The following is a 25,457-nucleotide window of genomic DNA, read 5'->3' as shown; positions in this document are numbered from 1 at the left end:
TCAAGACCACGCCGGAAAAACTCTGGCAGGCCCTCACCGACCCCGCTTTCACCAGCCGATACTGGGGCGCCACCTTCGACACCGACTGGCGGCAGGGCTCGGAAATGGTGTGGAAGCAAGGCAATTGGGTCGGCAAGGATCCCGAGCAGGTCGTGCTCGAATCCGATCCGCCCCGCCGGCTGTCCTACACATGGCACACCATCGGCCCCGAGTTCGCCGCCGAATTCGGCATGGACGACGGCGAACTCGCCGAATGGTCCGCCGAACCCCGCTCCAAGGTCACCTTCGAGATCGAACCGCAGGGTGAGGTCGTGAAGCTGACCGTGGTCCACGACGGTTTCGCACCGGGCAGCCGGGTCCTCGAAGGCGTGCAGGGCGGTTGGCCGTCCATCCTGTCGAACCTCAAGACCCTGCTGGAAACCGGAGAGGTGCTGCCCGCGCCGGCCGAGAGCTGATCACCCGTCGCGGGCGAGCCTGCCGGCCAGATGCGAGCCGCCCGATCTGGCCGATGGGCGCCCGCGCGAGGTGTCCGTCTGTCGCGCCGTTCTCGGATCGGCACGTAGTTCGATGCGTATCACCGGCCCGCGACGGCCGATCGCACCCGCTGCAAGTAAGTGATGTCATCGGCGAACTCCCCACGGGACGATCGAGTGGTAGTGGTCGCGACATTGATTGCGGCTCCGCCGATTACACCGAGGACCCAGCCCGCATCGGGATACACCTTCTGTCCGGCGTACCCGGATGCCAACGCGATCGACACCGTCACCGCTCGCCGCACCCAATTGATCCTGGCGCAGCGACCTGCGTGTTCGAGATCGGCCAAGGCTCGCTCGAGCTCGCCCTGTAGGGCGTGGAAAACGTCTCGGGGATCGTCATAGTCGCGTTGCAAGCCGCGCACCAGCCGGTCGATCGCCGTGATGAGGCGGCGTCGTTCATCGCTGTACCGCTCACGGAAGGCGATCAGATCCTCGATCCGCACCTCGTGGCCGGGAACCGGTAGCAGCCCGCCGATCTCGACATCCAGGCAGGGTACGGGACGCGGATCGGGAAGGCGGTTAGCGAATATCGCCCGGTACCGGCGAGGATGAAGGGAGTTATCGGCGCCGGGGTCGGTGGGAGGGAATACGAATGGTGAGTGCGCGAAACGATGGGCGGCCGGACTGTCCGTGCAGGGGTAGAGACTATCGATGTAGTGGTAGTCGTTGCCACGCTCACCGTAACTCGAACCCCTGTAGTACCGAGCGATATCGCGCGCCGCGGCGCTGATCAAGCACAATTGTGTCGCGGCCGACACATAGACCGCGAGTCCGGCCTCGCGAGCCAGTCCCCGCAGCCGCAACTCCTCGATCAGGTCCGGCGAGAACTTCCCGCGATGAACATAGTTGTCGGGCCCGGTGTCCGGGACCAGGTCGTCTGCGGGAATCTCGCCGAGCAGACGCGTCAGCGTCCACATTGCTCGCTCCACCGCGCCGTCGCCGCCCGGCCACCGATCGGCAGGCAACCGCAGGTACAGCCCCGCGTCGTTCACCCGACGCATCTGCGGTCCGAGAAACTCGTCCATCGGACCGGCCGGTGCGACGGTGATCAAACGATCCCAGTACAGCAATGCCTGGTAGATCACCGACTGCGGTGCGTTGATTTTCGGGTAGTAGAACAAATTCGGCACGATCGCCTCGTCCTCGGTTCCCTCATCGGCAGTGGTCCGTAGATGCCGGTCATCGCCGGTATCGGTCGAACGAACTCGGACAGGCGCTTTCGCGGCTGCCGAGTCCGAGCCGACCATAACGGGTCCGAGGCGCGACGGTCGGCCGATCGGCTCACTCCGCCGCGCGCCGGGGCAGGCTTTCCGGGAGGGTCCAGCCGCGCCAGTGGGCGAGCAGGCACAGGCCCGCGCCGACGGTGGTCGCGCAGATCATGCCGGCGGTGGTCTGGCCCGCGGCGGCGAGGGTGACCATGACGATGCTCGCCGCCAGGGCGGCGGTGGCGTAGAGGGTGTTGCCGCCGAAGATGCGTGGGGTGCGGCGCAGCACGATGTCGCGGACCATGCCGCCGCCGACCGCGGTGATGGTGCCGAGCAGGACGGCGGGCAGCCAGCCGAGGCCGACGGCCAGGGTTTTCTGGGCGCCCGTTGCGGCCCAGCAGCCGAGGGCGGCGGCGTCGACGAACAGGAAGGTGCGGTCCCAGAGTTTGCCCTCGATCAGTAGGACGAAGGCGATCAACGCACCGGCGAGCGCGGTGACCAGATAGGCGTAGTTGGTGAGCGCGATGGGGGTTCCGCGCTGGAGCAGGGTGTCGCGGATCAGGCCGCCGCCGAGCCCGGACAGGATCGCCAGGGTCACGAAGCCGATCGGGTCGAATCGCTCCGCGCGAGCCAGCACGCCGCCCAGGATCGCGTTCGCGAGTACGCCGCTCAGGTCGAGCACGAAAAACAGATCGGAGAGATCAGCCGCCGCCATCCGACCATCGTCCACCAGCGCCGGCCTCGCAGCGACCGGATGGGGCGCCGTGTCCATCGCTTGGCGGGCGTCCGTGCCGATACACCGGACTCGATGGCTGCCCACGTTCGCAGTAGCCCAGGAAAGGAGAGCACTGCTCTTGACTCTGGATGCGCGGCATGAGACCGTTGTTCTCAACAGAGAGCATCGCTCACAAAGGAGATCGACATGACCGGCACGAACGCGGCGACCCGATACATCGGCCCAGGGCGGGGTGAGGCGACGATGAATCGGATCATGAACACTCTGCCCAAGCTGGGCATCAGCATCATGGGTTCGCGACTGCTCGCCGTGCGCGGCCGCAAGAGCGGGCAGTGGCGCAGCACGCTGGTCAATGTCATGGACATCGACGGCGCGCGCTACCTGGTCGCCCCGCGCGGACACACCCAATGGGTGCGCAATCTGCGCGTCGCCGGCGAGGGTGAGCTGCGGCTGGGCCGCAAGGTCGAAGCGTTCACCGCGCGGGAGGTCGACGACGCCGACAAGGTGCCGTTGCTGCGTGCCTACCTGAAGCGCTGGGGCTGGGAGGTGGGCCGGTTCTTCGAGGGCGTCACCAAGGACGCCACCGATGCGGAGCTGGCCGCCATCGCGCCGGGTTTCCCGGTTTTCCGCATCGCCTGATCAGCGGCGCACCGCGTCGGCGTTCGATCGCCGCACCAGGAATTCGATCGCGGCCGCGTATCCGAACACACCCATTCCGGCGATCACCGCGGTGGCGATGGGCGAAATGAAGGAGTGGTGCCGGAACTCCTCGCGGGCATGCACATTGCTCACGTGCACCTCCACGATCGGCACCTCCGGAATCACCAGGGCGTCACGCAGTGCCACGGAGGTGTGGGTGAGCCCGCCGGGATTGATGACGATGCCGGACACCGTCCCGCGGGCCTGGTGAATCTGATCGATCAGGGCCCCCTCGGAATTCGACTGGAAGGCCCGCACCTCGCGGCCGAGTCCCGCGGCTGTGCGCGTGCACAATTCGACGACGTCGGCGAGGGTCTCGGAGCCGTAGATTTCCGGCTGGCGTACGCCGAGCATATTCAGGTTGGGACCGTTGAGCACCAGGATCGGCGGGTTCGGCGCGGCGGTATCTGGCATGCCGGCAACCTTACCGATCCGGGCCGCGCCGACCCTCGCGATTGGCCGCCGAGGGGATGGGGTATCTAATGTGAAACGCCGAGTTCGCTGGTATCTGCACGCCGCGTCGGCTCGGTCGGTACGGTAGCTGCGCCGGTTGTCTTCGGGCCATCGGACGACGTTGGTGATCGGCTTCGGAGACGGGAGGGATCGGGCACAATTGACACCGTTGTGTACGGGTCGCTCTCCCGGCTCGGGGGGCGCCGCAAACAGGGATTTTTCAGGTACGGTGGTCTTGTTACTGGAGTGACAAGAGTGAAGAGTGGGCGACATGGATGTGTGGGGATCCCGCCGCTTTCGCTTCCGGGGCGCACTGGCCCTCACGGGGGTGGCGGCTCTGGTATTCGCGATGGGATCGTGTGGTCTGGGTGAGCAGCCGAACGAAGCCGAGGCTGTCGTCGAACGGTTCACCGAGCTGCTCGACGAGCACGACTACGCGGCCGCTGCGGAGCTGACGTCCTACCCCACCGCGGCCTCGGCAACCTTGAAGCAAATGTTCGAGGGCCTGGAATCGGGCGAAGTCGATTACGAGAAAACCCAATTCATCGAGCTCGACCCGGCTTCGGGTCTGTTCAGCATGGACGTCGACTGGAGCTTCGGCGAAAAGAAGAACTGGTCCTACAGCATCGAAGGTTCGGTCCGTAAACTCGCCATCGGCTGGCGCATCTCCTGGGACCCCGCGATCGTGATGCCGCAGTTGAGCCACACCCGCGACGTCAAGCTGGTGCGCACCACCCCGAAACCGCCACCGCGCGTGGTCGATATCGTCGGCGAACCGCTGATGGCCGAGCAGAACATCAACGTGATCAAACTGGATCCGGCGCTCATGCCCGATCCGGTCGCCTCGACCAATGCGCTCGCCGCTGCGATCGAACCGGTCGCCTCGCTGATCACCGGGCCGTATCTGATGCAGCAGCTGGCCTCATCGGGAGGCAAACCGATCGTCGCGGTCAGCCTGCGCGACGGCGATTTCAATATCCTCGAGCCGCGGATGGCGCCCATTCCCGGCGTGGTGATGGAGAAGCAGCCGCGGGTCATCTCCGTCGACCGCCGGGTGCGCTCCCCGATGCTGGACGGGCTGGCCGAGGTGTGGGAGGACAGCCAGCAGGCGCACTCCGGATGGGCTGTCCAATTGTTCGAGAAGGACGGCCGATTCATCACCCAGCTGGCCGGTGAGCAGGGCCCGGCGGGTCCGGATATCGCCGCGACCATGGATCAGAAATTGCAGCGTGCTGCGTTGGATGCGGTGGTCAGTGTGGCGAGTCCGGCTTCGCTGGTGGCGATCCAGCCCTCCACCGGAGCTGTGGTCGCGGTGGCCCAGAACGGCTACGCCAGCGAGCACGGACCGGTGGCGTTCACCGGTCTGTATCCGATCGGTGCGAACATCGAGCTGTTCCGCAATATCGTTGCCGTCGAAAAAGGTAAAGCGCCGGCCGACGTCTCGGTGCAGGAGGCGGCCGAGGCCGCGACCAAGCTCGGCATCGGCGTCGATTTCCGGGTGCCGGGTCTGGACGAGGTCACCGGGCGACTGGCCATCTCGGGACGCAGCGCCGAGCAAGTGCGGCAGGGCGCGGGGGCCGACGCGGTCCTGGCCAGCCCCTTCGGAATGGCCATCGCTGCCGCGACGATCGCGCGCGGCTCGGTGCCTCCGCCCATGATCGAGCGTGGACGGCCCAGCGAAACCGATGCTCAGCTCGAGCCGTTGCCTGCGCCGGTCACCGATCGGCTGCGCACCATGATGCGCGACGGCATGAACGACCCGAGGATGGCAGAGCTTCGGATGTACGGCGGGGTCACCGGCTTCGTCGCCGAAGCGGGCGAGGACGGCTGGTTGATCGCCACCATGGGTGATCTGGCCTTCGCGGTCCACATCGACAATATCGATGGCGGTGATGCCGCGGTGCGGATGGCGGCCCGGATGTTCCGCTCGTTCACCAAGCCCGAGCCCTGAACCGCTGCGCGGTCCTGAACACCAGCGCCTGGAGCCCGATCAGTTGATCGCGTTCCAGGCCGCACGCCAGCCGAGCAGGAACAATGCCAGTACGCCCGCGGCCACCAGCATGAAGCTGAACGCCGTGCCCTGGCCGCTGACCGAACGCAGCAACATGCCGCCGCCGAGAGTGCCGAGCCAGACCAGCACCCCGGTCGGCCAGAGCGAACTGCCATCGAAACGAGTGCCCTCGCCGTACATCCGGCTCACCGCCACCACCGCGACCGCCCAGCCGACCGCCAATCCGATCGCGAACGGCCAGACCGTCCGCAACAATCCGGCGAGCACCGCCTCGTCGTGACTTTGCCGTCCGATCGCGCAGAACAGGACCACCAGCAGGGCATCGACCACCAACGGCAGGAAAATCCTCACCCGGTCAGCTTAGTGTTCGTTTCAACCAATCCCCCGCCACGCCACGGCTACACCCCGGCTAAACGGTGCGGCGCTGCTCGAATTCCTTTTCGTATTCCACCTCATCGGCCTGTTTCGTGCGGAAGCCGAACGCGAAAACGATCCAGCCGATGATCGCCACCAGAATGAAACTCACCAGCCGATAGACGAATGCGGCGGCCACCGCCTGTGCGGCCGGCAATCCCGCGGCGGCGGTGAGACCGTAGATCAGGGTCGCGTCCACATAGACGATGCCGCCGGGCGCGAACGGAATTGAGCCGACGGCTTTACCCGCGGCGAAAGCGATCAGCAGGCCCGCCCATTTCGGGTCACCGCCTACGGCGTAACAGGCGGCGCCGAGACAGGCGACGTCGGCGATTCGGTGCACTACCGCCCATCCGGCCACCCAGGCGCCGTCACGGGTGCCGAGATCGACCGATTCCAGCTGCGCCAGCATGTCGGTGACCTTGGACATTCCGTGGTCGGGCGGCTGTTTGCGCACCCGATTCACCAGCGCGAGCACTGTGCGCACGACCGCTTCGAGCGCGCCGGGATTGCTGGAGATGTAATTGCCCGCCCACACCAGCGCGACGATGGCCAGCACGGTCACGATCAGCTTCACCGGGCCCACCCGGTTACCGACCAGCAGCGCACCGCCGACGCCGAGCAGCGCCAGGCCCGCCGCGGCGACCACGCCGGAGAACACCAGCTGCCAGGACGCCACCACCGGGCTGGCACCCCAGCGCCGGGTCTGCCGGTAGGTGAACGCGGTGGAGAAGACCTGGCCGGCGGGCAGCGTCACCGACATCGCCGTCGCGCCATAGACGACGGCTACCGATTTGCGCTGGCTGACCCGCACACCGCCGGCGCCGAGCAACTGTTTCTGCACCCGGCCGAAACCGCTCATCGACATCGCCTGGAATGCGATGCACAGCGCTACCCAGCCCCAATGGATTTCGGTGAGCGTGCGCCAGGATTCGTGCAGACGCGGCCAGAGATAGATGGCTTCGCCGATCAATAATGCGAGCAACGCCACACCGGCAACCCATTTCAGCCACCGGAAATTGCGTCGAACCGGCGCGGCAGCGGCCGCAGGCGAGACAGAATCGCCTGTTGGAGCGCCGTTGGCCGTCACGCGGTCAGCCTAACGAACGCACCTGTTCTTCGTCGGCATCGCCGGTGGCCTCGGCGCCGTTCTTCGGCCAGGCCAATCTGGTTTTTCTGCGCCGTCCACGCAGCTGCACCTCGTCGCCGGTCACCCAAAACTCTTGCTCACTTTCATCGGCGAAATACAGCGCGGAGCCCGAGGCGAGCACCCGGCCGGGCTGGTCTTTGGCCAGCTCGGTCAGCCGCGAGGCCTCGTTGACCGGATCTCCGATGACGGTGTATTCGAATCGATTGGCCGCACCGATATTTCCCGCGACGGCCAGTCCGGCCGATACGCCGATACCGATATCCAGGCCGTTCACCTCGCGCAGGGCCTCACGCAATTCCCTGGCGGCGGCCAGGGCCGCGGCGGGCGCGTCCGGCCGGTCCAGCGGTGCGCCGAAGATCGCGAGCGCGGCGTCACCGACGAACTTGTTGACGAAGCCGTGGTGCCGGTCGATGACGTCGACGACCACCCGGAAGAACTCGTTGAGCAGGCTCACCACCTCGGTGGGCGGGCGCTCGGCAGCGGTGGCGGTGGAGCCGACCATGTCCACGAACAGCACCGCGACGAAGCGGGTCTCACCGCCGAGTTCGGTGCCGTAATCGAGCGCGCGCTGGGCTACCTCGGCCCCGACGTGCTGGCCGAACAGCTCCTGGAGCTGCTGGCGTTTGGCGGCCTCCTCCATCATCCGGTTGAAGCCGACCTGCAACAGCCCGATCTCACTGCCGTCGAACACCTCGACCTGCACATCGCGCGCCCCGGCCTGGACCCGGTCGATGGCCTGGCTGAGCTGGCGCACCGGATCGGAGATGCTGGAGGCGGTGAGCATGGACAACGCCAGCGCCTGCATGATCACCACGCCGCACAGCAGCAGGATCGACACCGCGAGCGACTGCGCGGAGAACTTGATGTCGGAAGAGATCTGGGTGACGCACAGCAGCACGATCGCGATCGTCGGCGCGAACGTGCCCATACCCCAGGTCATCGCCATGCGGGTGCCGACACCGGGGGTGAGGGTGTGGTCGAAGGTGCCCGCGGTGAGCGCTTCGGCGGCGACCGGGCGCAGGATGCGTTCGCCGAGCATGTAGGTGAAGCCGAACACGATGGTCGCGGCCATACATTCGGTGACGATCACCGCACCGGCCAGCTCGGGCGTGTCGACGATGATCAGCGAGGCCAGCACCGCGCCGCCGACGATCCACAACGCCAGATGCAGGATCGACTGCCGCAGCGGCGCGTGCAGGGCGGCCATCTGCTCTTGCCTGCTCGGCGGGCCCCCGCGCACCTGCCACCGCATCACCGGCCGCAGCATCCACGCCGAGGCGACCACGCTGAGCAGGCCACCGATCACGAAGACCAGCGCCGGGATCAGCAGGCCCACCTGGCGCGGTCCGGCGGCCTCACCTTCGGGTATGGGAAGTCCGTATTGGATGAACGCCCAGACCAGCACCGCGCCGAAGGCATTGGCCAACAGCATCGACGTCAGGTACAGCGGCCAGCGCGTATGCATGGTCTGTTTGACCGCTTCCAAGGGCGCTGACACGATCACCAATCTAGCTTCCCCGCCGCTCAGAGGCTTCAACGCGGGCGCACCGCGCAGTGCGGGGCGCGCGGTTACCGGTCTCATTCCTCCCGGTCGCCGCCCAGTAGCGCGCCTGCGAGTCGGCGCGCCGGAAGTCGGCTCAGTACGCGACGGTGAAGCGTTGCTGGATGAAGGAGCCGTTCTGCAAGGCGTCGACAATGGCGCGGGCATAGTCGCCGACCGTGATGCGGCTGTCGCCGCCGGCATCCCCGATCGGGGTGTCGCGGGCCTGCGCGCGATAGGTTCCGGTGGCATCACCCGGGATCAGGTGAATCGGGGGTGGGCTGACGTAGGACCAGCGCAGCGAGGACGCGGAACCGCGGAAGATCTCCAACGCTTCGGCTTGGTCTCGGGCCGTCTGCAGATATTGCACCGGGAAGTCCGGAGAGTCGACGAAGCGCTGCCCGGGCGCGTATTCGAGACTGCCGCCCCCGCCGAGGAAGATCAGGCGGTCCACCCCGGCGAGCGGAAGTGCTTCGAGCAGTGCGGCGGCTGCGCGGGGAACCAGGCGGTCGTCGCCTTTGATGGCCGCGACCACGGCATCGTGGCCGGCGACGGAGCTCGTGATCGAGGCCGGATCGGTGACGTCCATGGTGTCGCGGCCGAGTGGGGTGACCTGGAGTCCGCGGGCGGCGGCCGCGCGGGCCACCGCGCCGCCGAGGTTGCCGGAGGCGCCGATGACTGCGATTTTCACGATTTTCTCCTTGGTCAAGTCATCGACGAATCGACTGATGAGCGGGGTTATCTCGGTGAGGCTGTCTTCGAGGGCGAAATGGCCGGTGTCGAACAGATGGATGGCCGCGTCCGGCAGATCGCGAAGGTAGGCGCGGGCGCCCGCCTCGAGGAAGAAGGCGTCGTTGCGGCCCCAGACGATGAGCGCCGGAGGCCGATGTGTGCGTAGCCAGTGCTGCCATTCCGGATAGCGCGCCACATTGCTGTGGTAGTCGAGAGCCAGTTGGACCTGGGCGGCCTTGCGGCCCGGCAGATCAAGGAAATGCTGGTCCAAGGTCCAACCGTCGGGCGCGATGAGCTCCGGGTCCGTGGCGCCGCCCTCGTATTGGCCGCGGGTGACCGGGAGTTCGAGAATTCGCAGAATGTTCTCCTCGGCGCCCGGAACACCCGGTCGGTTGGCGGCCATGGCCCGCGCCATATCGGATAGGCCTTCGTCGTAGGCGTTGGCGTTCTGGATGATCAGACCGGCGATCCAGCTGGGATGCCTGGTGGCCAACCGCATGCCGACGGGCCCGCCGAAGTCGAAGGCATACAGGACGAATCTCGCCAGTCCGAGCGATTCCACGAAGCCTTCGATGATGTCGGTGAGCCGGTCGAAGGAGTAGACGAAACCGTCGGTGACCTCGGTGTACCCGAAACCCGGATAGTCGGGGGCGATCATCCGGTACCGGCCGCCGAGCGCGTCCATGAGCCGCCGGAATTGGTGGGAGGCCGACGGGAAGCCGTGCAGCAGCAGGAGAACGGGCGCGTCCGGGCGCCCTACCTCGCGATAGAAGACGCGGACTCCGTCGACCTCCGCGAATCTGTGCCTGATCTGGGGAACATCGGGTACCGGCATGGAACCTCTTCGGGTAGCGCATGGGTGGAGCAATGTGCGGCGGACGATCGATCCGCCGCCCGGTCATGAACCTATGGCCTGTCCGAGTGCTAGCCGGAGGACCCGACCTGCCGTTCAGCGGACAGAACACGCCACTCGGCAGCGCCGGCGATGTCAGCAGGTGCGGACCGGACCGTCCGCGCAGAATGCGGACTCTGCACGCCGGATATCGCATCGCGGCTCGCCGTCCGTTCATCGGTTACGATCCCGACGATGTTGGACGGCACGGTGTCGGCGCAGTTGGCCCGACTGATTCGGGCGACCGTGCTGCGGGAGGGGGTGGCACGGGCGGAACTCGAGCGGCTACCGGGCCTCGATCCGGCTCTGCTCGGCGAGGATCTGATCCGGGTACCGCTGGACACGGCGTTCCGTATGTGGGAGTTGGCCGCGGCCACCGCCGGACCGACTGTCGGTCTGCTCGTTGCCGGCGCTGCGAGGTCGGGCAGCCTGCACGTGTGGGACTACCTCATCAGCACGGCACCCACGCTGGCCGAGGGGCTCCGCGCCGCGTCCGAGTTGCGCGCGGTCGTCACCGCCCCCGATATCTCCGGCGAAGTGACCGAAGACGGGCAGTTGATCACCGTCCGGCGGGTGGATGCGGGCGATATCGCTTTCGGCCCCACCGAGGAATTCGCGCAGGCGCTGCTGCTGCGCCGGGCCCGTGAGGCCACCCGGCAGCGGCTCATCCCGGTGCGGATGACCTTCAAGCATCGCGTCCGCGGCAGCCACCAATACCTTGTCGACGAGTTCGGCACGCGGAATATCGAATTCGGCGCCGCGCACACCGAAATCACCCTCCGCGACCCCGGCCCACTCCCGCTCGGCGCCGATCCCCACCTCGGCCGCATCATGCGCCACTACGCCGAACTGACCATCGCCTCCGCGCGGACCGCGCCCAGTTGGCACGACCAACTCCGCGCCGCCATGATCGATGCCCTGCACAGCGACGACCTCACCCTCGACACGGTCGCGCACCGCCTGGCCATGAGCCCCCGCACTCTGCAACGACGCCTCGGCGACCACGGCACCCGCTGGCGCGCCGAGGTCGAATTCGTACGTCATGACTACGCCACCAAGCTCTTGCGCGACACCGATCTCCCTGTCCGATCGGTCGCTACCCGCGTCGGCTACACCGACGCCCGAGCCCTGCGCCGCGCTTTCCACCGATGGGCCGGCCAGAGCCCCGACACCTTCCGTCGTCAGCACCGGGGGAGCCATACCCGATCAACATGAGCACCTGTCCGGGGTCTGATCGAGGCTGACCGAAGTGAAACGGGGTGGGGAGCCCGGGTGTCTACCGCGTGGCTCGAGGGGGCCTTGAAGATAAGCTCGGCAAGGTGACCGAGCCGAAGTCAGGTTCCGCGGGATCGACGCCGAAGACGGCGGCACAGCGGGAGGGGAGAGCGTCGGCGGCGGCCGACGCGGTGCATCCGATCGTGCGGGTGAGCGCGGAGTGGGCGTGGCGATTGCTCGTCATCTTCGCGCTGGTCGCCGTGCTGGCGATGATTGTGCAGCGGCTGGCGACGGTGGTGATCCCGCTGGCCATCGCGCTGCTGGCGGCCGCGCTGCTGGCGCCGCTGGTGGACTGGATGCAACGGCTGGGGATCGCCCGCTCGGTCGGGGTGTTCGTGGTGCTGGTCGGCTCGCTCGGGCTGGTCGCCGGGATTCTCACCTTCGTGGTCGAGCAGTTCGTCGAGGGCGTGCCGCAGCTGACCGATCAGTTCACCAACAGCATCAAAGAGGTGCAGGACTGGCTGATCACCGGGCCGATCCACCTCAGCGAAGACCAGATCCGCAGCGCCGGCGACACCGCGGTCAAGGCCATCCAGTCCAATCAGGACGAGCTGACCAGCGGAGCGCTCACCACCGCGACGGTGATCGGCCACATCCTCACTGGCACCTTCCTCACCCTGTTCATCCTCATCTTCTTCCTCTACAGCGGCGATCAGATCTGGCATTTCGTCATCCGGATCGTGCCGACGCCGCATCGACGGCGCGTGCGCACCGCCGGGGAGCTCGGGTTCGGTTCGCTGGTCGGGTTCGTCCGGGCGACGGTGGCGGTGGCCGCGGTCGATGCCATCGGTATCGGCGCAGGCCTGGCGATCCTCGGGGTGCCGCTGGCGCTGCCGTTGGCCTCGCTGGTGTTCGTCGGCGCCTTCATCCCGATCATCGGCGCGTTCCTGGCCGGATTCGTGGCGGTGTTCATCGCCCTGGTCACCAAGGGGCTGGTGACGGCGCTGATCGTGCTCGGCATCATCATCGCGGTGATGCAGCTGGAAGGCCATGTCTTGCAACCGCTGCTGCTCGGGCGGGCGGTGAGCATCCATCCGCTGGCGGTGGTGCTGGCGATCACCGCGGGCGTGGTGCTCGGCGGGATCGCGGGAGGTCTGCTCGCGGTGCCGTTCGTCGCGGTGATGAACACCGCGATCCGGTCATTGCTGGCCGAGGATCCGGAGGAGCTGTTCGAGGAGCTGCGCACCGACGAGGACGGCAGGTTGTATTCGGCGGAACCGGATGTGACCGCGCCGGGGCGCTTCGATGTCGGCGCCATGCTGGCCGAGGCGCAGCGCAAGCTCGGCGGGAAGCCAGGTCCGGACAAACCGGGTGCGACCGGCGCTCGACCCGAGTCCGCCGGGCCCGACACCGCCGATGAGGCCGGGACCAGCGATGACGCGACCCCGGGCGACTGAACCGAGCCCCGCCGACACCGCCACCGCGCCGTTGTGGCGGGCCGCGCAGGCCTTCCGGCTGGTGACGCTGCTGTACGCGGTGGGCCAGCAGATCGCCTCGGTGCCGTACTACCAGAACCAGCGGTTGAGCTGGGTGCTGATCGCGTCGATGGCGGTCTGGTCGGGGGTTTCGGCGATCATGTTGTCGCAGTGGCATTTTCCCGACGCCGTCCGGCTGCGCGGCTGGGTGGTGGTCGGCGACCATGTGGTGGTGATCGCGCTGATGGCCTCGACCCGGCTGGTCGCCGACTACGACTGGTATCACGGTCATCAGACCCTGCCGACGACGCTGTGGGCGACCAACGCCGTGATCTCGGCGGCGATCCTGCGCGGACCCCTGTTCGGGGTGTGCTCGGGCATGCTCGTCGCCGCCGCCAGCATCACCGTGCGGGACCAGTGGGGCCAGGACGTGTGGACCGATGCGACCGCTCCGGTGCTGGTTTCGGTCGGGCTCGCGCTGGGGCTGGCCGCCAATACCGCGCGGACCGCGCAACGTCAGCTCGAACGGGCGGTGCGGCTGAACGCGGCGACCGAGGAACGCGAACGGCTGGCTCGCCAAGTGCACGACGGCGTGCTGCAAGTGCTCAGCTACATCAAACGCCGCGGCACCGAAATCGGCGGACCCACCGCGGAACTCGCGCAGCGGGCCGGCGAACAAGAAGTGGCGCTGCGGGTGCTGATCTCCGAGCAAGGTGCCCGTGCGGTCGAAGACGGGGCGGAGGTCGATCTGCGGCCGCTGCTCACCGAACACGCCACGCCGAACGTCTTCGTGTCGACACCCGGTGATCCGGTGCCGGTGGGGCGTTGGGCCGGCACCGAGATCGCGGCTGCCGTCGCCACCGCGTTGTCGAACGTCGCGCTGCACGCCGGGCCGGACGCGAAAGCCTATGTGCTGCTGGAAGACACCGGCGACGAGGTGATCATCAGCGTGCGCGACGACGGTGTCGGCATCGCGCCGGGCCGGCTCGCCGAGGCCGAACGGGAAGGGCGGATGGGTGTTTCGCGCTCTATCGTCGGCCGGATCGAAGCCCTCGGCGGGACGGCGGAACTGCTGACCGAGGAGACCGGCGGCGTCGGCTTCGGTACCGAATGGGAATTGCGGGTTCCGCGTGCTCGAGCGCGAGGGAGGTAGCGGATGAGCGAGGACACGATCACCGTGATGGTGGTGGACGACCACCCGATGTGGCGCGACGGCGTCTCCCGCGATCTGACCGAATCCGGGTTCCAGGTCGTGGCCACCGCCGACGGCGTCGGCGCGGCGACCAGACGGGCCGCGGCCGTCCGCCCCGAGGTGGTGCTGATGGATATGCAGCTACCCGACGGCAACGGCGCCAAGGCCACCGCCGAGGTGCTGCGGGTCTCGCCGGACAGCCGGGTGCTGGTGCTGTCGGCCTCGGCCGAACGCGACGATGTGCTGGACGCGATCAAGGCCGGCGCCACCGGGTACCTGGTCAAGAGCGCGTCGTCGGCGGAATTGCGCGATGCCGTGCGCGCGACCGCCGCCGGTCAAGCGGTGTTCACGCCCGGGCTCGCGGGGCTGGTGCTCGGCGAGTACCGCCGCATCGCCACCGCGCCCGCCGACCCGGCCACACCGCCGCGGCCCGCGCTCACCGAACGCGAAACCGAGGTGCTGCGGATGGTGGCGAAGGGGTTGTCGGCCAAGCAGATCGCGTCCAGGCTCGGCTTGTCGCATCGCACGGTGGAAAACCATGTGCAGGCGACGCTGCGGAAGTTGCAGCTGGCGAACCGGGTCGAGTTGACGAGGTATGCGATCGAACAGGGGCTCGAGTAGGGCGGAATGCCGGTGGCGCACGTCCGGCCGGTGGTGCCGCTGACGCTGGGTGGCGCTCGTACGACTTCCGGAGGATGCCGGGCGCGGTGGAATCGGGGATCGCCCCGATGCCGGAACGGGCTTTTTCTCGGTAACCTCGGACCCATGGGCGGCCCCGATTCGGTTTCATCAGGTATCGGCCCCGGGGGTCCGGTGGGCGAACGGGACCTGCGGGTCTCCGACGCCGAACGGGAACACGTGGGCGAGCTGCTGCAACGCGCCGTCGGGCTCGGGATGCTGTCGCTGGGGGAATTCACCGAGCGAATGGACACCGCGCTGGCCGCCAAGACCCGCGGCGAGCTGAACTCCGTGCTCATCGACCTGCCCGGCGTCCGGCTGATCGGGCAGCCCGCCGCACCGTCCACCGCCTTCGTGAACGCGCCACGCCCATTGACGGAGCCGTCGACGCCGCATCTCGGCCCGATGCCCCAGCCATACCAGGCCCCGATGGCACAGCATCCGGGCGGCGTCATCCGCGGCCGGCTGTCCACGCTCAGCCGCCGCGGCCCGTGGCAGGTGGCCCCGGTGCTGCACACCAACAATGCGTTCTCCTCGGTGACCCTGGACTTCACCGAGGCGATCATGGCTACCCAGGTGGTGGAGCTGCACGTCGACGACTACTTCACCGGGCTGACGCTGATCGTCCCCAGTGAGGCCACCGTCGACCTCAACGGTCTCGACCTGGTGGGCTCCAGCGCCAACAACAAGGTCCGCACCGGCCCACCCATCGGCCGCCTGCACCTGATCGTGCACGGCCGCACCCGCTTCGGCTCCGTCACCGCCAAGCACCCGTTCATGTCGAACTGGCGCAAGATCATGGGGTTCTGATGGCCTACCGGCACCAGCCGCTGCCTTCGCGGAACTGGTTTGGTTGCCCGTTGTCCACCGCGGTGCCAATCGCCCGCCAGTAGCCCGTGTACCTGCGGATTCGGGTAGATATTCGCCGCCCGCCGGGTGTTTCTACTCATGTGTGCCGTGCGTGCGGGAACGAGCATTTCAAGCATGGGTACAGCTATTGATCCGGTGCTGATCTCGCGGTTGTCGGGCGAGTTCGAGACACTCGGCAACCAGATGTGGGCGCTGGGGCGCGACCTGGAGGCTTTGCGCTGCCAGGTCGCGTCGGAGCGGGCAGGAAGACCGGCCGGTGAACCGTCACCGGGCCCGTCCGCCGGGGCGAGCGCGGAGGCCGGCGGCTCGGCGCGCCCCGTGGACGCCGAGACCAGCGCGGCTGCTGGACCTGGAGCTACGTCGGGCGCTCCGGGTCCCGGTGAACCGGCCCGGCCGAGCGGGAGCGCCGAGGCACGAGGGGCGGATGCGGCAGCCGAGGGGGCGCGGGCCTGGCCACCCGTGGGTGATGTGCCTGCGCCGGGCTTGGTCCCGCCTGCCGGTGGTGCGCCGAAGGCCGGGACCGTTTCGCCGCCTGGGGCGTACGGGCCGGGTGGTTATCCCCAGGGTGGTCGGTACCCGCAGCCGGGTGGTCGATATGCGCAGCCGGGCGGCCGATTCGGGCAGCCGGGTTCTTGGGCGCCGCGGGGCGCCGGGGTTCCGTATGGGGTTCTGCCGGGGTCGCCGGGGTGGGGTGCGCCGACGGGGGCCTGGCGGCCCCCGGAGCGGCCGAAGCGGACGCCGTGGTGGCAGCAGGAAGGCGTGATCAGCCGGGTGCTTGCGGTGGCCGGGGTCGGGGTGACGTTGATCGGGGTGGTGATGCTGCTGGTGCTGGCGGCGCAGGCCGGGTTCTTCGGGCCGGTGCCCCGGGTGGCCACGGGGGTGGCGTTCTCGGCGGCGCTGGTGGGCGCGGGCGTGCGGGTGTACGGGCGCAGTGGTGGGCAGGTCGGGGGAATCGCCTTGGCGGCCACCGGGTTCGCGGGCGGCTATCTCAATGTGGTCGGGGTGACCACGGTGTACGAGTGGTTGCCGCCGGTGGCGGGGCTGGCGCCGGCGGCGGCCGTCGCGGCGGCGGGGGTGTGGCTGGCGATGCGGTGGAATTCGCAGACGCTGGCGGTGCTGGTGGTGGCGGGGGCGGCGGTGCTGTCGCCGGTGGTCACGGTGGAATTGGCACTGCTCGGGTTCCTGATCGTGTTGCAAACCGCATGCGTGCCGGTGCAATTGGCGCGCAACTGGCCGATCCTGCACATCGTCCGCACGGCACCCGCGGTGCTCGCCACGTTGGCCGCGATTGCCGTGGCGACCTTCGACACCCCGGAGCGGGCGCGGTTGTACCTGCTGCTCACCGCGGCGGTCGCGATCGCGGCCGTCGGGTTGATCGGTGCGGTACTCGCGGTCCGCGAACGGTCCGGCGATATCACCGCCACCGTCACCCTCGCGATGGCGGCCACGCCGCTGCTGGCCGCGCCGGTGATGTTCGAACGCCGCACCTCGGTACTCGTTGCCGCACTCTTCGCCGCGGTGCTGCTGGCCGCCGCGGCAACCGCCGTCGTGCCGAATCAGCGCTCGCGCCGGTTCATTCCGCCGCATACCGCGATCGCGGCCGCCGTCGCGGGCGCGTTCGCGCTGCTCGAGGCATGCCTCGGGGTGACGAACGGGCAGACCTTGCCGATCGCGCTGTTGCTGGTCACGCTCGGCTTCCTCGGTGTCGCGGGGCAGCAGCGCAATGCGGTGGCCGCCGGAATCGGCGCGATGTTCGCGGCGCTCGGCGCGCTGGTCTTCCTCGACAGCGCCTCGCCGGAAACCCTTGCGGTGCAACGATTGGCCGAGCAGCGGCTCGGCATCTCGACACTGCTCGCCGCGCTGCTCGCTCTCGCGGTTGTGGTGGTCGGCGTATGGGCCGTGCGGCGGTTGCCGGGGATCGGCGGCGATGTCGCGGACGCGGTGCTGTGGGTGACCGGGAGCCTGGCCGGGCTGTACGCGGTGACGGTGGCGACGGTGTCGATCGGCGTGGCGTCCGGCGCCACCGACGGCTTCCTCATCGGCCACAGCGCCGCCACCATCGCCTGGATGGCCGCCGCCACCGCCGCTCTGCTGTACGGCCTGCGCAAACTCTCCCGCTCGCCTGCCGTCGCCAAATTGGCGCTCGGCTCCGGCCTGCTGGTATCCGCCGCGGCTCTGGCCAAACTGTTCCTGTTCGACCTGGCCACCCTGGACGGCCTGGTCCGCGTCGCCGCCTTCCTCATCGTCGGCGTGCTGCTCCTGCTGGCAGGTACCCGGTACGCCCGCGCCTTCGCCGACGCGGGCAACGAGGATTCGCCGGCGCGGTAGACGGGCGCGAATCGGCCGTTGCGGCGCGGCCCCTACTCGCTCTCGCGCCGCCGCAGCAGTTCGTTCACGCTGACGGTGCGCCCATCGCCCGAATGGTGCCGCCCCTGGTCCGGTGGCGGTGTGCGGCGGCGGGAGGAGCGGAGTTCGGCCATCCAATTCTCGATGCTGCTGCGGCTGTCATCACCGGGCTCGGGCTCGGGCGTCTGCGCCGAATCCGAGGGCTGCGCCGGGACTTCCGTCGTCGCCGACTCGTCGGGGGCCGGTGCTGGGCTCGCCGACGCACCCGGGGTGGAGACGCGGGGCAGCAGCGGACGTGGCGGTTCCGGCGAGGGTGCGGCCTCGGTGGACGACGAACCGGGCAGCGGAGGCAACCGATCGGGTGCGGGCTGCTGCTCGGATGTCGGCACCCGGTAGTACGCGGTCGCCGTCGCGTCTCCCGGCTCGGGCTCTGCCCGCTGGGCGGGCGCGGCATCGGAATGCCTGCCGGTCGGTTCGGCAGCGCCATTGGACACGACGCCTTCCGGTGCGACACCGAACGGATCGTGCTGCGGCCGAGCCGATTCCGTCGCAGCTCCGGGAGCCTCGCCGAACGGTTCGAACGGCCGCTCCGGCGGATGCGGACGCGGACGGGTCGGGTCCGCGGGACCGAAGTGTCCGCCGAAAGCGGATGGGCCGGCAGTGGATTCGGGCGAATGGCTCGGACCCGTTCGGCTCGAGTGGCCAGGCGCGGTTTCTGAGTGGCTCGGCGTGGGAGCGACCGAACCGCCGATCACACCGGATTCCGAAACCGGTGCGGCCGCACCGGGGTCGGGGGCGGCCCCACGCGGCGGGCGGACGCGCTCGGACCCACGCGGCTGCGGGGAATCCGGCGCCAACCGCAACGTCGAACCGCCCGACTCGCCGGCATCGGGCTCCGGCTGCGGCGGCGTCGCGTGCGCCGCGCGCGGCCTGGTCGGATCCGGCGGCACCGGCATCGGAATGTGCTGGGTGGACGTCGCGCCGCGCGGCCGGTTCGGTTCCGGCGGAAGGGCATCCAGGCGCTGGGTCGGCGCCTCGGCCTCGATCTCCTCCACCGTGCGCGGGCGCCGCGGCGTCTTGCGCTGCTGGCTTTCCGGCATGGCGGGCATCTGCATGGTCACCGGGTCGGTGATGGGCGTGGTTTTCACCAGGTCGACGACCTCGCCCTTGGTGGGCCGTTCGTCGTCGAGGATGGGTTCACCGAGGCCGATCTTCTGCTGGATGCGCTTCATCCAGGCCGGCGCCCACCAGCAGTCGTCGCCGAGCAGCTTCATGGTCGCGGGCACCAGCAGCATGCGCAGGATGGTGGCGTCGATGAACAGCGCCGCGATCATGCCGTAGGCGATGTACTGCATCATCACCAGATCGGAGAACGCGAATGCGCCGGTCACCACCAGCAGGATCAAGGCGGCCGCGGTGATGATGCGCCCGGTGTGCGCGGTACCGATGCGCACCGCCTCGGTGGTGGAGGCGCCCTGTGCGCGCGCTTCCACCATGCGAGATATCAGGAACACCTCGTAGTCGGTGGACAAGCCGTAGACCACGGCGATGATCAGCACCAGCACCGGCGACATGATCGGCTGCGGTGTGAAATTCAGCAGATCTGCGCCGTGACCGTCGACGAAGATCCAGGTCAGGATGCCGAGTGTGGAACCGAGACCGAGCGCGCTCATCAACGCCGCCTTGATCGGCAGCACCAGCGAGCCGAAGGTCAAGAACATCAGCACCGTCGTCACGAACAGCACCAGCGCGATCATCAACGGCATGCGATCGATGAGCGCATCGATACTGTCCATGGTGAACGCGGGTTGCCCGCCGACCAGCAGCCGGACGTCGTCAGGGACCTCCATCGCCCGCAGGTACTCGATGGTCGGCCGGTAGTCCTCGGAGTCGATCAGCGTCGCCGTGGTCCGGTAGACGTCGGTCCGCTCGGTGGAGCGCGAGGGCACCTCGAACTTGCCCGCCAGGCCCGGCGCCTCGCTGGCCTGCTTCCAGACCTTGCCGACCGAATTGCTGTTGTCGGAGACCATGATCAGCTGCACCGGATCGGATTTACGCAGCGGGAAGATCTCGTCGAAGTTCTGCTGCGCCATCCGGGTCGGGTTGTCCGGCGGCAGATACCGCTCGTTGATGCCACCGAACTGCAGGTTCTTCACCGGGATGATCAGCAGCAGCAGCCCGATGGTGATCGGGATGGCGATCTTGAGCGGGTGCTTCATCACCCAGCGGGTGGAGCGACCCCAGAAACCGTTCTCGACTTCCTCGGCGGTCTTGGTCTTGCGGAACCACTTGAGCCCGAACTTGTCCACCCGCGGACCGAGGATGCCGAGCATGGCGGGCAGCAGCGTGATCGAGGTGAGCGCCGCCAGCGAAACCGTCGCGATGGTGCCGTAGGCCACCGATTTCAGGAAGCCCTGCGGGAACAGCAGCATGCCGCCGAGGCTGGCGATGATCATGGTCGCGGAGAACACGACGGTGCGTCCGGCCGTCATCACCGAACGCCGGACCGCCGCCGGGGTGTCGTAGCCCTCGGCGAGTTCTTCACGGAATCGGCTGACGATGAACAGGCCGTAGTCGATCGCGAGACCGAGGCCGATCATCGACACGACGTTGGAGACGAAGGAGTTGACGTCGGTGAAGTTCGTCAACGCCATGACGATGCCGTTGGCGCCGATCACCGTCAGGCCGCCGACGATCAACGGCAGCGAGGCTGCCACTACACCGCCGAAGATGAAGAACAGCAGGATCGCCACGGCCGGAATGGCCAGGACCTCCATGCGTTTGGAGTCGCTGGCGATGGTGTCGTTGAGCGTTCCCGCGACCGCTTGCAGGCCCGCGACCTGCACGTCGACGCCGTCGATGTAGAAGGCGTCCTTCACCTGGCGGAAGTTGCGCACCATGTCGGTGTCGTTGTCGCCGACGATGGCGATGGAGGCGAAGGTGTGCCTGCCGTCCTTGGAACCGAACAGACTCGGTTGCGCCGGACCGGTTTCGGTCGCCCAATAGGCGCCGTTGACCTTGGCGATCTGCTCGGGATGTTCGCGCGGCAGCCGGTTGAGGCTGTCGATGATCTTGCTGCTGAACTCGGGGTCGTGGATGGTTTTGCCCTCGGGCGCGGTGTACAGCACGATCACGTCGCTGGTGTGATCGCGGCCATAGGCCGAGTCGGAAATCCGCGCCGCCTCGGCCGATTCCGAGGTCGGGTCGTCCCATCCGCTGTTGCTCAAATGGTCGCCGAGTCCGAGACCGTAGCCGCCGAGAGCCAGCAGTGCGGCCACGACGACGCCGATGACGGCGAAACGTAGTCGGTAGACCAGATCGCCCCAGCGGGTGAACACTAAGCGACTCCTTGTGCGGGGCGAGAGGTGAGCAGCGCCGACAGCGGCCGGAACGGCTGCAGCCAGGCACCCTCGTCGGGCAGCGAGTCGAGGCTAACCCGTGGCAGCGGTTCACGGAACACGCCGGGAATGTCCTCGAGATCGACGAACTCGAGGGTATCGGATGTGACCGCCCAGCTCGCGTGCTCGCGGAAGCCGAGTACCTGAACCGGCACACCGTCGGCGGCGATCTGCTCGAGCGGCTCACGGAAGGCCTGCCCGTCGGCCGAGGCGACCATGATGCCCGCCAGCCCGGCGCCTCGGCGGCGCATCGCGATATGGGCGAGCATGTCGGCGTCGACATCGGAATCTTCGTCGATCTTGGGTTTGGCGAAGACGGCGTAACCGACGTTGCGCAGTGCCTCCACCCACGGCCGCACCACATCGGCGGTGCCCGGCGCGATATTGGTGAACACGGTGGCCTCGGGTTCCACCCGCTGCCCGGCGCCGACCGACAGCTCCGCGGTGCGCGAGAGCAGCCAGCGGCCGAGGGCGTCGAAGCGGGGCCGGTAGGCGGCGGTGGGCCTGCCACCGAGGATGGCGCCGAGCCCCATGTCCAGATTGGGGGCGTCCCAGACCAACAGCACTCGGCGGATATCGGCGGTGTCGGCGCCGCGCACCTCGCCGGCAACCTCGTCCGCGGCCGCTGCCATCTCACTGACGCTCATCATTCGATCTTCCCCCATATGAACTCGGTGATAGCGCTTCCGGCGCGATGGGCCTTGCCCTCGAACTTGGTGACCGGGCGCTCGAAACCGATCGGGGCGCTGTCGCGATGCTCGGCGCTGACCCCGCCGGTGGTCTCGTTCAAGCCGGTCAACAGGGGTTCGGCGGCGCCGACCTCGGCGATGTGCTCGGCGTAACCGGCGTGATCGGTCGCGACATGCAGCACACCGCCCGGCTTCAACCGGTTGGCGATGAGCGCGAGCGTCGCCGGCTGCAACAGCCTGCGCTTGTGATGGCGGGCCTTGGGCCAGGGATCGGGGAAGAACACGCGAACACCGGTCAGCGACTCTTCGGCAATCATGTTCTCCAGCACATCGACGGCATCGCCGCGCAGCAGGCGGATGTTTCCGATCTGCTCGCGTTCGATCGCCTGTACCAGCTGGGCGAGGCCGGGCTGGTAGACCTCGATGCCGATCAGATTCAGGTGCGGTTCGGCCTGCGCCATGGCGGCGGTCGCGGTGCCGGTGCCACAGCCGATCTCGATGACCAGCGGGGCCGAGCGGCCGAACCAGGCGTCGGCGTCCAGCGGCTCGTCGGCCACTTCGCGACCGATCAGCGGCCAGGTGCGATCCCAGGATTTCTGCTGGTTGGGGGTGAGAGCGCCGCGCCGGGACCGGAAACTGGTCACCCGTGGATACAGCCGGGACCCGGTCTTCGACCGCCGGCCTGCCTCAGCCGGAGCCGATGCTGTGGACGGTGGGACCGGAACTGACTCGTCTGTATGGTTCGCGGCGTCGTTCACACGTCCATTGTCCAGCATCCGGTGTTCTGCGACGCAGGCGACCGCGTGGTTACCCGCCCGCGCGCCGGGTAAACGGGCGTTGACCGGCCCTTGCCCCGGGTCAGGCGGCTTTCGCCTGTCGGACCTCGGTGACCGGCGGCTCGGGTGCGCGCAGCGGCCGTCCGAGCGCGACCAGTACCGCCGTGCGCGCCATCTCCAGCAGTCCCCGCACGCCCACCGGCGAGGCCAGTACCGACCAGACCGTGCTGTCGCGCGCCTCGGTGACCGGCTTGCCGGCGAGCCGGGCGTCGAGCCAGTCGAGGGTGATCGGGGTGGCCAGCGGCAGCAGCGAGAAATGTTCGCTGAGCCGGTCGCGCACATAGGTGACGTCGGCGCCGCCCTTGCGGTACCGGTGCACCTGGCCGTCGATGCCGTCCATGTGGATGACCTGGTCGTGCACCGGCTGCAGCACGAGCACCGGGCAGGTCGGCGCGGTTTTGCCCAGCCGCAGATCGTCGAGCATGGCTTGCATCTCCGGTGCGGCCAGGATCTCGTCGAGCGGACGCGGCAGGTAATCGTCCATCTTCTTGTTCGCCAGGCCCAGCACGGCGGCCAGGGTGGTGGAGCGTTCGGCACGCGCCACCAGTTTGTGGCCGTCCGGGGTGAGTTCGTTCTGGATGATCGCGCCGAGCGCCGGATATATCCGGCGCAGCGCCGCGATCACGATGGCGGGCAGGCCGGCGAAGTAGCCGCCGTTGAGTCGTTGGAAAACCTGACCGGGATCGCCCACCGGTGCGCCGAGCACCGCACCGGCGATATCGAGTTCGGGTGCGTAGGTCGGCGCCATTTCCACCAGCCAGGAGCTGGCCATGCCGCCGCCGGAGTAGCCCCACGCCGCGATCCTGGTGCCCGGGCCGAGGCCGAGGGGTGCGAAGGCGAGCGCGGCCCGGATGCCGTCGAGGGCGCGGTAGCCGGGTTCGCGTGGCGCGCCGAAGTTGCCGCGCGGGCCCTCGTGATCGGCGATGCCGACCGCCCAGCCGCGCCGCAGCGCGTTGGCCACCAGCAGCCATTCCAACTGGGTGATCGATCCGAGCGCATGGGCGCCACGACGTAAGGCGTAGGACGGCGAACACCGCTCCGAGACAGCGTCCATCGCGGACTGAAAGGCCAGCAGCGGGCGGGATTCGGCCGGTTCGGCGCCGTGCGGCAACAGCACGGTGGTGACCGCGGCCTCGGGCGTGCCGTGCAGGTCGCAGCTGCGGTAGAGCAGCTGCCAGGCCGAAACCTTCTGGGGCACCAGGCCGAACAGCGCCACCTCGACTGCGCGGCTGCGCAGGATGGTTCCGGCGGGCTGGTCGGCGAATCCGGGAGGCGGGCGATGGAACGGGTCGCGGCTGGGCAGCAGCGCCGACTTGTCCGCGGCGCCGATGGTCGTCGTGGGGCCGGCCTGCGGCCGGGTCGCCCTGTCGCGAGTCATCGCAACCTCCTCGTCGAGGCCCGATGCACGATCTCGGGCACTTCCAGCGGCGTCTCGCCGCCGCGCGGTCCGGCGCCGCGCGTGTGCCGCTCGCTCGTCGTGAACGAAAAGTCAAGCTACGCACCGACTGTGGTGCCGACCGTCTGGTCAGGGTAAGTTACCCGGCATTCGGCGGGCCAGCCCCAGCGGATCGTACGGCACGGTGTGGCCGAGCCCACTACGCTGCCTGGCATGGGTGGTCCGACGGTTTTCATCACGGGCGCGGCGGCCGGTATCGGTCGTGCCACGGCGCTACTTTTCGCTGCCCAGGGCTATCACGTCGGCGCCTACGACGTCGACGAGGTCGGGCTGACGCGACTCGCCGCCGATATCGGCCAGGCGGGCGGCACCGTGCGCACCGGCCTACTCGATGTGACAGACACCACAGCGTGGACCGAGCGGCTCGCCGAATTCTGGGACGACGCCGGACGACTGGACATCCTGATCAACAACGCGGGCATCCTGCGCGCCGGCCCGTTCGAATCGATCGACCTCGCCCAGCATCAGGCCATCGTCGATGTGAACCTCGGCGGTGTCATCAACGGCACCCACCTGGCGTTCCGCTATCTGCGCGACACCCCCGGCGCGCAAGTGGTGAACCTCTGCTCGGCCTCGGCGATCTACGGCCAGCCCGAACTGGCCAGCTACGGCGCGACCAAATCCGCGGTCAAAGGTCTCACCGAGGCGCTGGACCTGGAATGGGCACACCACGACATCCGGGTGATCGCGATCTGGCCGCTGTTCGTGGCCACCGCGATGGTCGAGGGCGTCAACACCAAATCCACTCGCTCGCTCGGCGTGCGGCTGACCGCCGACGATGTCGCCGAGGGCATCTGGTCGGCCACCAGGAAACAGAGCAGGCTGCCCCGGGTGCATTACGAGATCGGCGCCCAGGCGAAACTGCTCGCCACCGCGGCGAAATACGCGCCCAACTGGGCGGTGCGCACAGTGAACAGATACGTCAGCGGTTCGT

At 68.4% G+C, this 25,457-nt stretch carries 21 protein-coding genes; 10 read left to right on the top strand and 11 right to left on the bottom strand.

Going from position 1 to position 25,457, the window contains the following annotated elements:
- Positions 1-455: SRPBCC family protein (locus RJ05_RS25030; protein WP_036541380.1), on the top strand; the 455-nt coding region annotated here is incomplete at its 5' end.
- A gap of 119 nt (positions 456-574) precedes the next feature.
- On the opposite strand, the gene RJ05_RS25025 is transcribed toward RJ05_RS25030, so the two are convergent.
- Positions 575-1,666, bottom strand: coding sequence for a DUF6236 family protein (locus RJ05_RS25025; protein ID WP_138445514.1), 1,092 nt, complete (start codon positions 1,664-1,666; stop codon positions 575-577).
- Positions 1,667-1,817: 151 nt separating this feature from the next.
- Entirely contained in the window at positions 1,818-2,456 is a 639-nt protein-coding gene (locus tag RJ05_RS25020) for a trimeric intracellular cation channel family protein (protein WP_036541389.1), read from the bottom strand.
- 207 nt (positions 2,457-2,663) lie between these two features.
- Here RJ05_RS25020 and RJ05_RS25015 point away from each other — a divergent pair, with 207 nt between their 5' ends.
- Positions 2,664-3,116, top strand: coding sequence for a nitroreductase family deazaflavin-dependent oxidoreductase (locus RJ05_RS25015; RefSeq protein WP_036541375.1), 453 nt, complete (start codon positions 2,664-2,666; stop codon positions 3,114-3,116).
- On the opposite strand, the gene aroQ is transcribed toward RJ05_RS25015, so the two are convergent.
- Positions 3,117-3,590, bottom strand: coding sequence for a type II 3-dehydroquinate dehydratase (gene aroQ / locus RJ05_RS25010; RefSeq protein ID WP_036541373.1), 474 nt, complete (start codon positions 3,588-3,590; stop codon positions 3,117-3,119).
- Between the two features lie 310 nt (positions 3,591-3,900).
- On the opposite strand from aroQ, the gene RJ05_RS25005 reads away from it, so the two are divergent.
- On the top strand, positions 3,901-5,580 hold the full coding sequence (locus RJ05_RS25005; protein WP_036541387.1) for an NTF2-like N-terminal transpeptidase domain-containing protein: 1,680 nt from the start codon (positions 3,901-3,903) through the stop codon (positions 5,578-5,580).
- Between the two features lie 39 nt (positions 5,581-5,619).
- Here the strand turns inward: RJ05_RS25005 and RJ05_RS25000 are convergent, their stop codons facing one another.
- The 4 genes from RJ05_RS25000 to RJ05_RS31515 form a co-directional block, all read right to left on the bottom strand.
- Entirely contained in the window at positions 5,620-5,991 is a 372-nt protein-coding gene (locus RJ05_RS25000) for a DUF3054 domain-containing protein (protein WP_036541370.1), read from the bottom strand.
- A gap of 58 nt (positions 5,992-6,049) precedes the next feature.
- A complete protein-coding gene (locus tag RJ05_RS24995) occupies positions 6,050-7,144 on the bottom strand; it encodes a lysylphosphatidylglycerol synthase transmembrane domain-containing protein (protein ID WP_036541368.1) in 1,095 nt (364 codons plus the stop codon).
- Positions 7,145-7,148: 4 nt separating this feature from the next.
- On the bottom strand, positions 7,149-8,669 hold the full coding sequence (locus tag RJ05_RS24990; RefSeq protein WP_036541385.1) for an adenylate/guanylate cyclase domain-containing protein: 1,521 nt from the start codon (positions 8,667-8,669) through the stop codon (positions 7,149-7,151).
- 172 nt (positions 8,670-8,841) lie between these two features.
- Complete coding sequence (locus tag RJ05_RS31515) at positions 8,842-10,311, bottom strand: alpha/beta fold hydrolase (protein ID WP_104360157.1); 1,470 nt, start codon at positions 10,309-10,311, stop codon at positions 8,842-8,844.
- A 252-nt stretch (positions 10,312-10,563) separates the two neighbouring features.
- Between RJ05_RS31515 and RJ05_RS24980 the strand changes: the two genes are divergently transcribed.
- The 6 genes from RJ05_RS24980 to RJ05_RS24955 all read left to right on the top strand — a co-directional run bounded on the left by RJ05_RS24980 (position 10,564) and on the right by RJ05_RS24955 (position 18,126).
- On the top strand, positions 10,564-11,583 hold the full coding sequence (locus RJ05_RS24980; protein ID WP_036541366.1) for a helix-turn-helix domain-containing protein: 1,020 nt from the start codon (positions 10,564-10,566) through the stop codon (positions 11,581-11,583).
- 191 nt (positions 11,584-11,774) lie between these two features.
- Positions 11,775-13,040, top strand: coding sequence for an AI-2E family transporter (locus RJ05_RS24975; protein WP_036541364.1), 1,266 nt, complete (start codon positions 11,775-11,777; stop codon positions 13,038-13,040).
- On the top strand, positions 13,018-14,211 hold the full coding sequence (macS, locus tag RJ05_RS24970; RefSeq protein ID WP_081597518.1) for a MacS family sensor histidine kinase: 1,194 nt from the start codon (positions 13,018-13,020) through the stop codon (positions 14,209-14,211). The genes RJ05_RS24975 and macS overlap by 23 nt, the downstream gene beginning before the upstream one ends.
- 3 nt (positions 14,212-14,214) lie before the next feature.
- Positions 14,215-14,871 carry a response regulator gene (locus RJ05_RS24965; protein ID WP_036541359.1) on the top strand — a complete coding sequence of 219 codons (657 nt, stop codon included), beginning with the start codon at positions 14,215-14,217 and terminating at the stop codon, positions 14,869-14,871.
- Between the two features lie 192 nt (positions 14,872-15,063).
- A complete protein-coding gene (locus RJ05_RS24960) occupies positions 15,064-15,738 on the top strand; it encodes a DUF1707 SHOCT-like domain-containing protein (RefSeq protein WP_036541356.1) in 675 nt (224 codons plus the stop codon).
- An 819-nt stretch (positions 15,739-16,557) separates the two neighbouring features.
- Positions 16,558-18,126 (top strand): DUF2339 domain-containing protein, encoded by a 1,569-nt coding sequence (locus RJ05_RS24955; protein ID WP_036541354.1) that lies wholly within the window; start codon positions 16,558-16,560, stop codon positions 18,124-18,126.
- 32 nt (positions 18,127-18,158) lie between these two features.
- On the opposite strand, the gene RJ05_RS24950 is transcribed toward RJ05_RS24955, so the two are convergent.
- The 4 genes from RJ05_RS24950 to RJ05_RS24935 all read right to left on the bottom strand — a co-directional run bounded on the left by RJ05_RS24950 (position 18,159) and on the right by RJ05_RS24935 (position 24,445).
- The gene (locus tag RJ05_RS24950) at positions 18,159-21,482 is read right to left on the bottom strand and encodes an MMPL family transporter (protein ID WP_036541353.1); all 3,324 of its coding nucleotides are present in this window, start codon (positions 21,480-21,482) and stop codon (positions 18,159-18,161) included.
- Positions 21,482-22,189, bottom strand: a complete 708-nt coding sequence (locus RJ05_RS24945) for an NYN domain-containing protein (protein WP_036541350.1) — start codon at positions 22,187-22,189, stop codon at positions 21,482-21,484. The genes RJ05_RS24950 and RJ05_RS24945 overlap by 1 nt, the downstream gene beginning before the upstream one ends.
- Positions 22,189-23,007, bottom strand: a complete 819-nt coding sequence (gene trmB, locus RJ05_RS24940) for a tRNA (guanosine(46)-N7)-methyltransferase TrmB (RefSeq protein WP_036541347.1) — start codon at positions 23,005-23,007, stop codon at positions 22,189-22,191. Before trmB ends, RJ05_RS24945 begins: the two co-directional genes overlap by 1 nt.
- Before the next feature lie 82 nt (positions 23,008-23,089).
- Complete coding sequence (locus RJ05_RS24935; protein WP_036541344.1) at positions 23,090-24,445, bottom strand: lipase family protein; 1,356 nt, start codon at positions 24,443-24,445, stop codon at positions 23,090-23,092.
- Between the two features lie 231 nt (positions 24,446-24,676).
- On the opposite strand from RJ05_RS24935, the gene RJ05_RS24930 reads away from it, so the two are divergent.
- Positions 24,677-25,457 (top strand): SDR family oxidoreductase (locus RJ05_RS24930; protein WP_036541342.1); only part of this gene is annotated, 781 nt, incomplete at its 3' end.

Origin of the sequence: Nocardia cyriacigeorgica NBRC 100375 (genome assembly GCF_000308555.1) — a bacterium.
Classification (GTDB): domain Bacteria; phylum Actinomycetota; class Actinomycetes; order Mycobacteriales; family Mycobacteriaceae; genus Nocardia; species Nocardia cyriacigeorgica.
Note: the sequence above shows the minus strand (reverse complement) of the source record. Positions and strands in the feature narration are given on the sequence as shown.

Bases quoted from the DNA above. Each gene is read 5' to 3' on its own strand.
- RJ05_RS24990 (WP_036541385.1), bottom strand. From the start codon at position 8,669: ATGCATACGCGCTGGCCGCTGTACCTGACGTCGATGCTGTTGGCCAAT.
- RJ05_RS25020 (WP_036541389.1), bottom strand. From the start codon at position 2,456: ATGGCGGCGGCTGATCTCTCCGATCTGTTTTTCGTGCTCGACCTGAGC.
- RJ05_RS25005 (WP_036541387.1), top strand. From the start codon at position 3,901: ATGGATGTGTGGGGATCCCGCCGCTTTCGCTTCCGGGGCGCACTGGCC.
- RJ05_RS24980 (WP_036541366.1), top strand. From the start codon at position 10,564: ATGTTGGACGGCACGGTGTCGGCGCAGTTGGCCCGACTGATTCGGGCG.
- RJ05_RS31515 (WP_104360157.1), bottom strand. From the start codon at position 10,311: ATGCCGGTACCCGATGTTCCCCAGATCAGGCACAGATTCGCGGAGGTC.
- aroQ (WP_036541373.1), bottom strand. From the start codon at position 3,590: ATGCCAGATACCGCCGCGCCGAACCCGCCGATCCTGGTGCTCAACGGT.
- RJ05_RS25015 (WP_036541375.1), top strand. From the start codon at position 2,664: ATGACCGGCACGAACGCGGCGACCCGATACATCGGCCCAGGGCGGGGT.
- RJ05_RS24965 (WP_036541359.1), top strand. From the start codon at position 14,215: ATGAGCGAGGACACGATCACCGTGATGGTGGTGGACGACCACCCGATG.
- macS (WP_081597518.1), top strand. From the start codon at position 13,018: ATGACGCGACCCCGGGCGACTGAACCGAGCCCCGCCGACACCGCCACC.
- RJ05_RS24935 (WP_036541344.1), bottom strand. From the start codon at position 24,445: ATGACTCGCGACAGGGCGACCCGGCCGCAGGCCGGCCCCACGACGACC.
- RJ05_RS24945 (WP_036541350.1), bottom strand. From the start codon at position 22,189: ATGAGCGTCAGTGAGATGGCAGCGGCCGCGGACGAGGTTGCCGGCGAG.
- trmB (WP_036541347.1), bottom strand. From the start codon at position 23,007: ATGCTGGACAATGGACGTGTGAACGACGCCGCGAACCATACAGACGAG.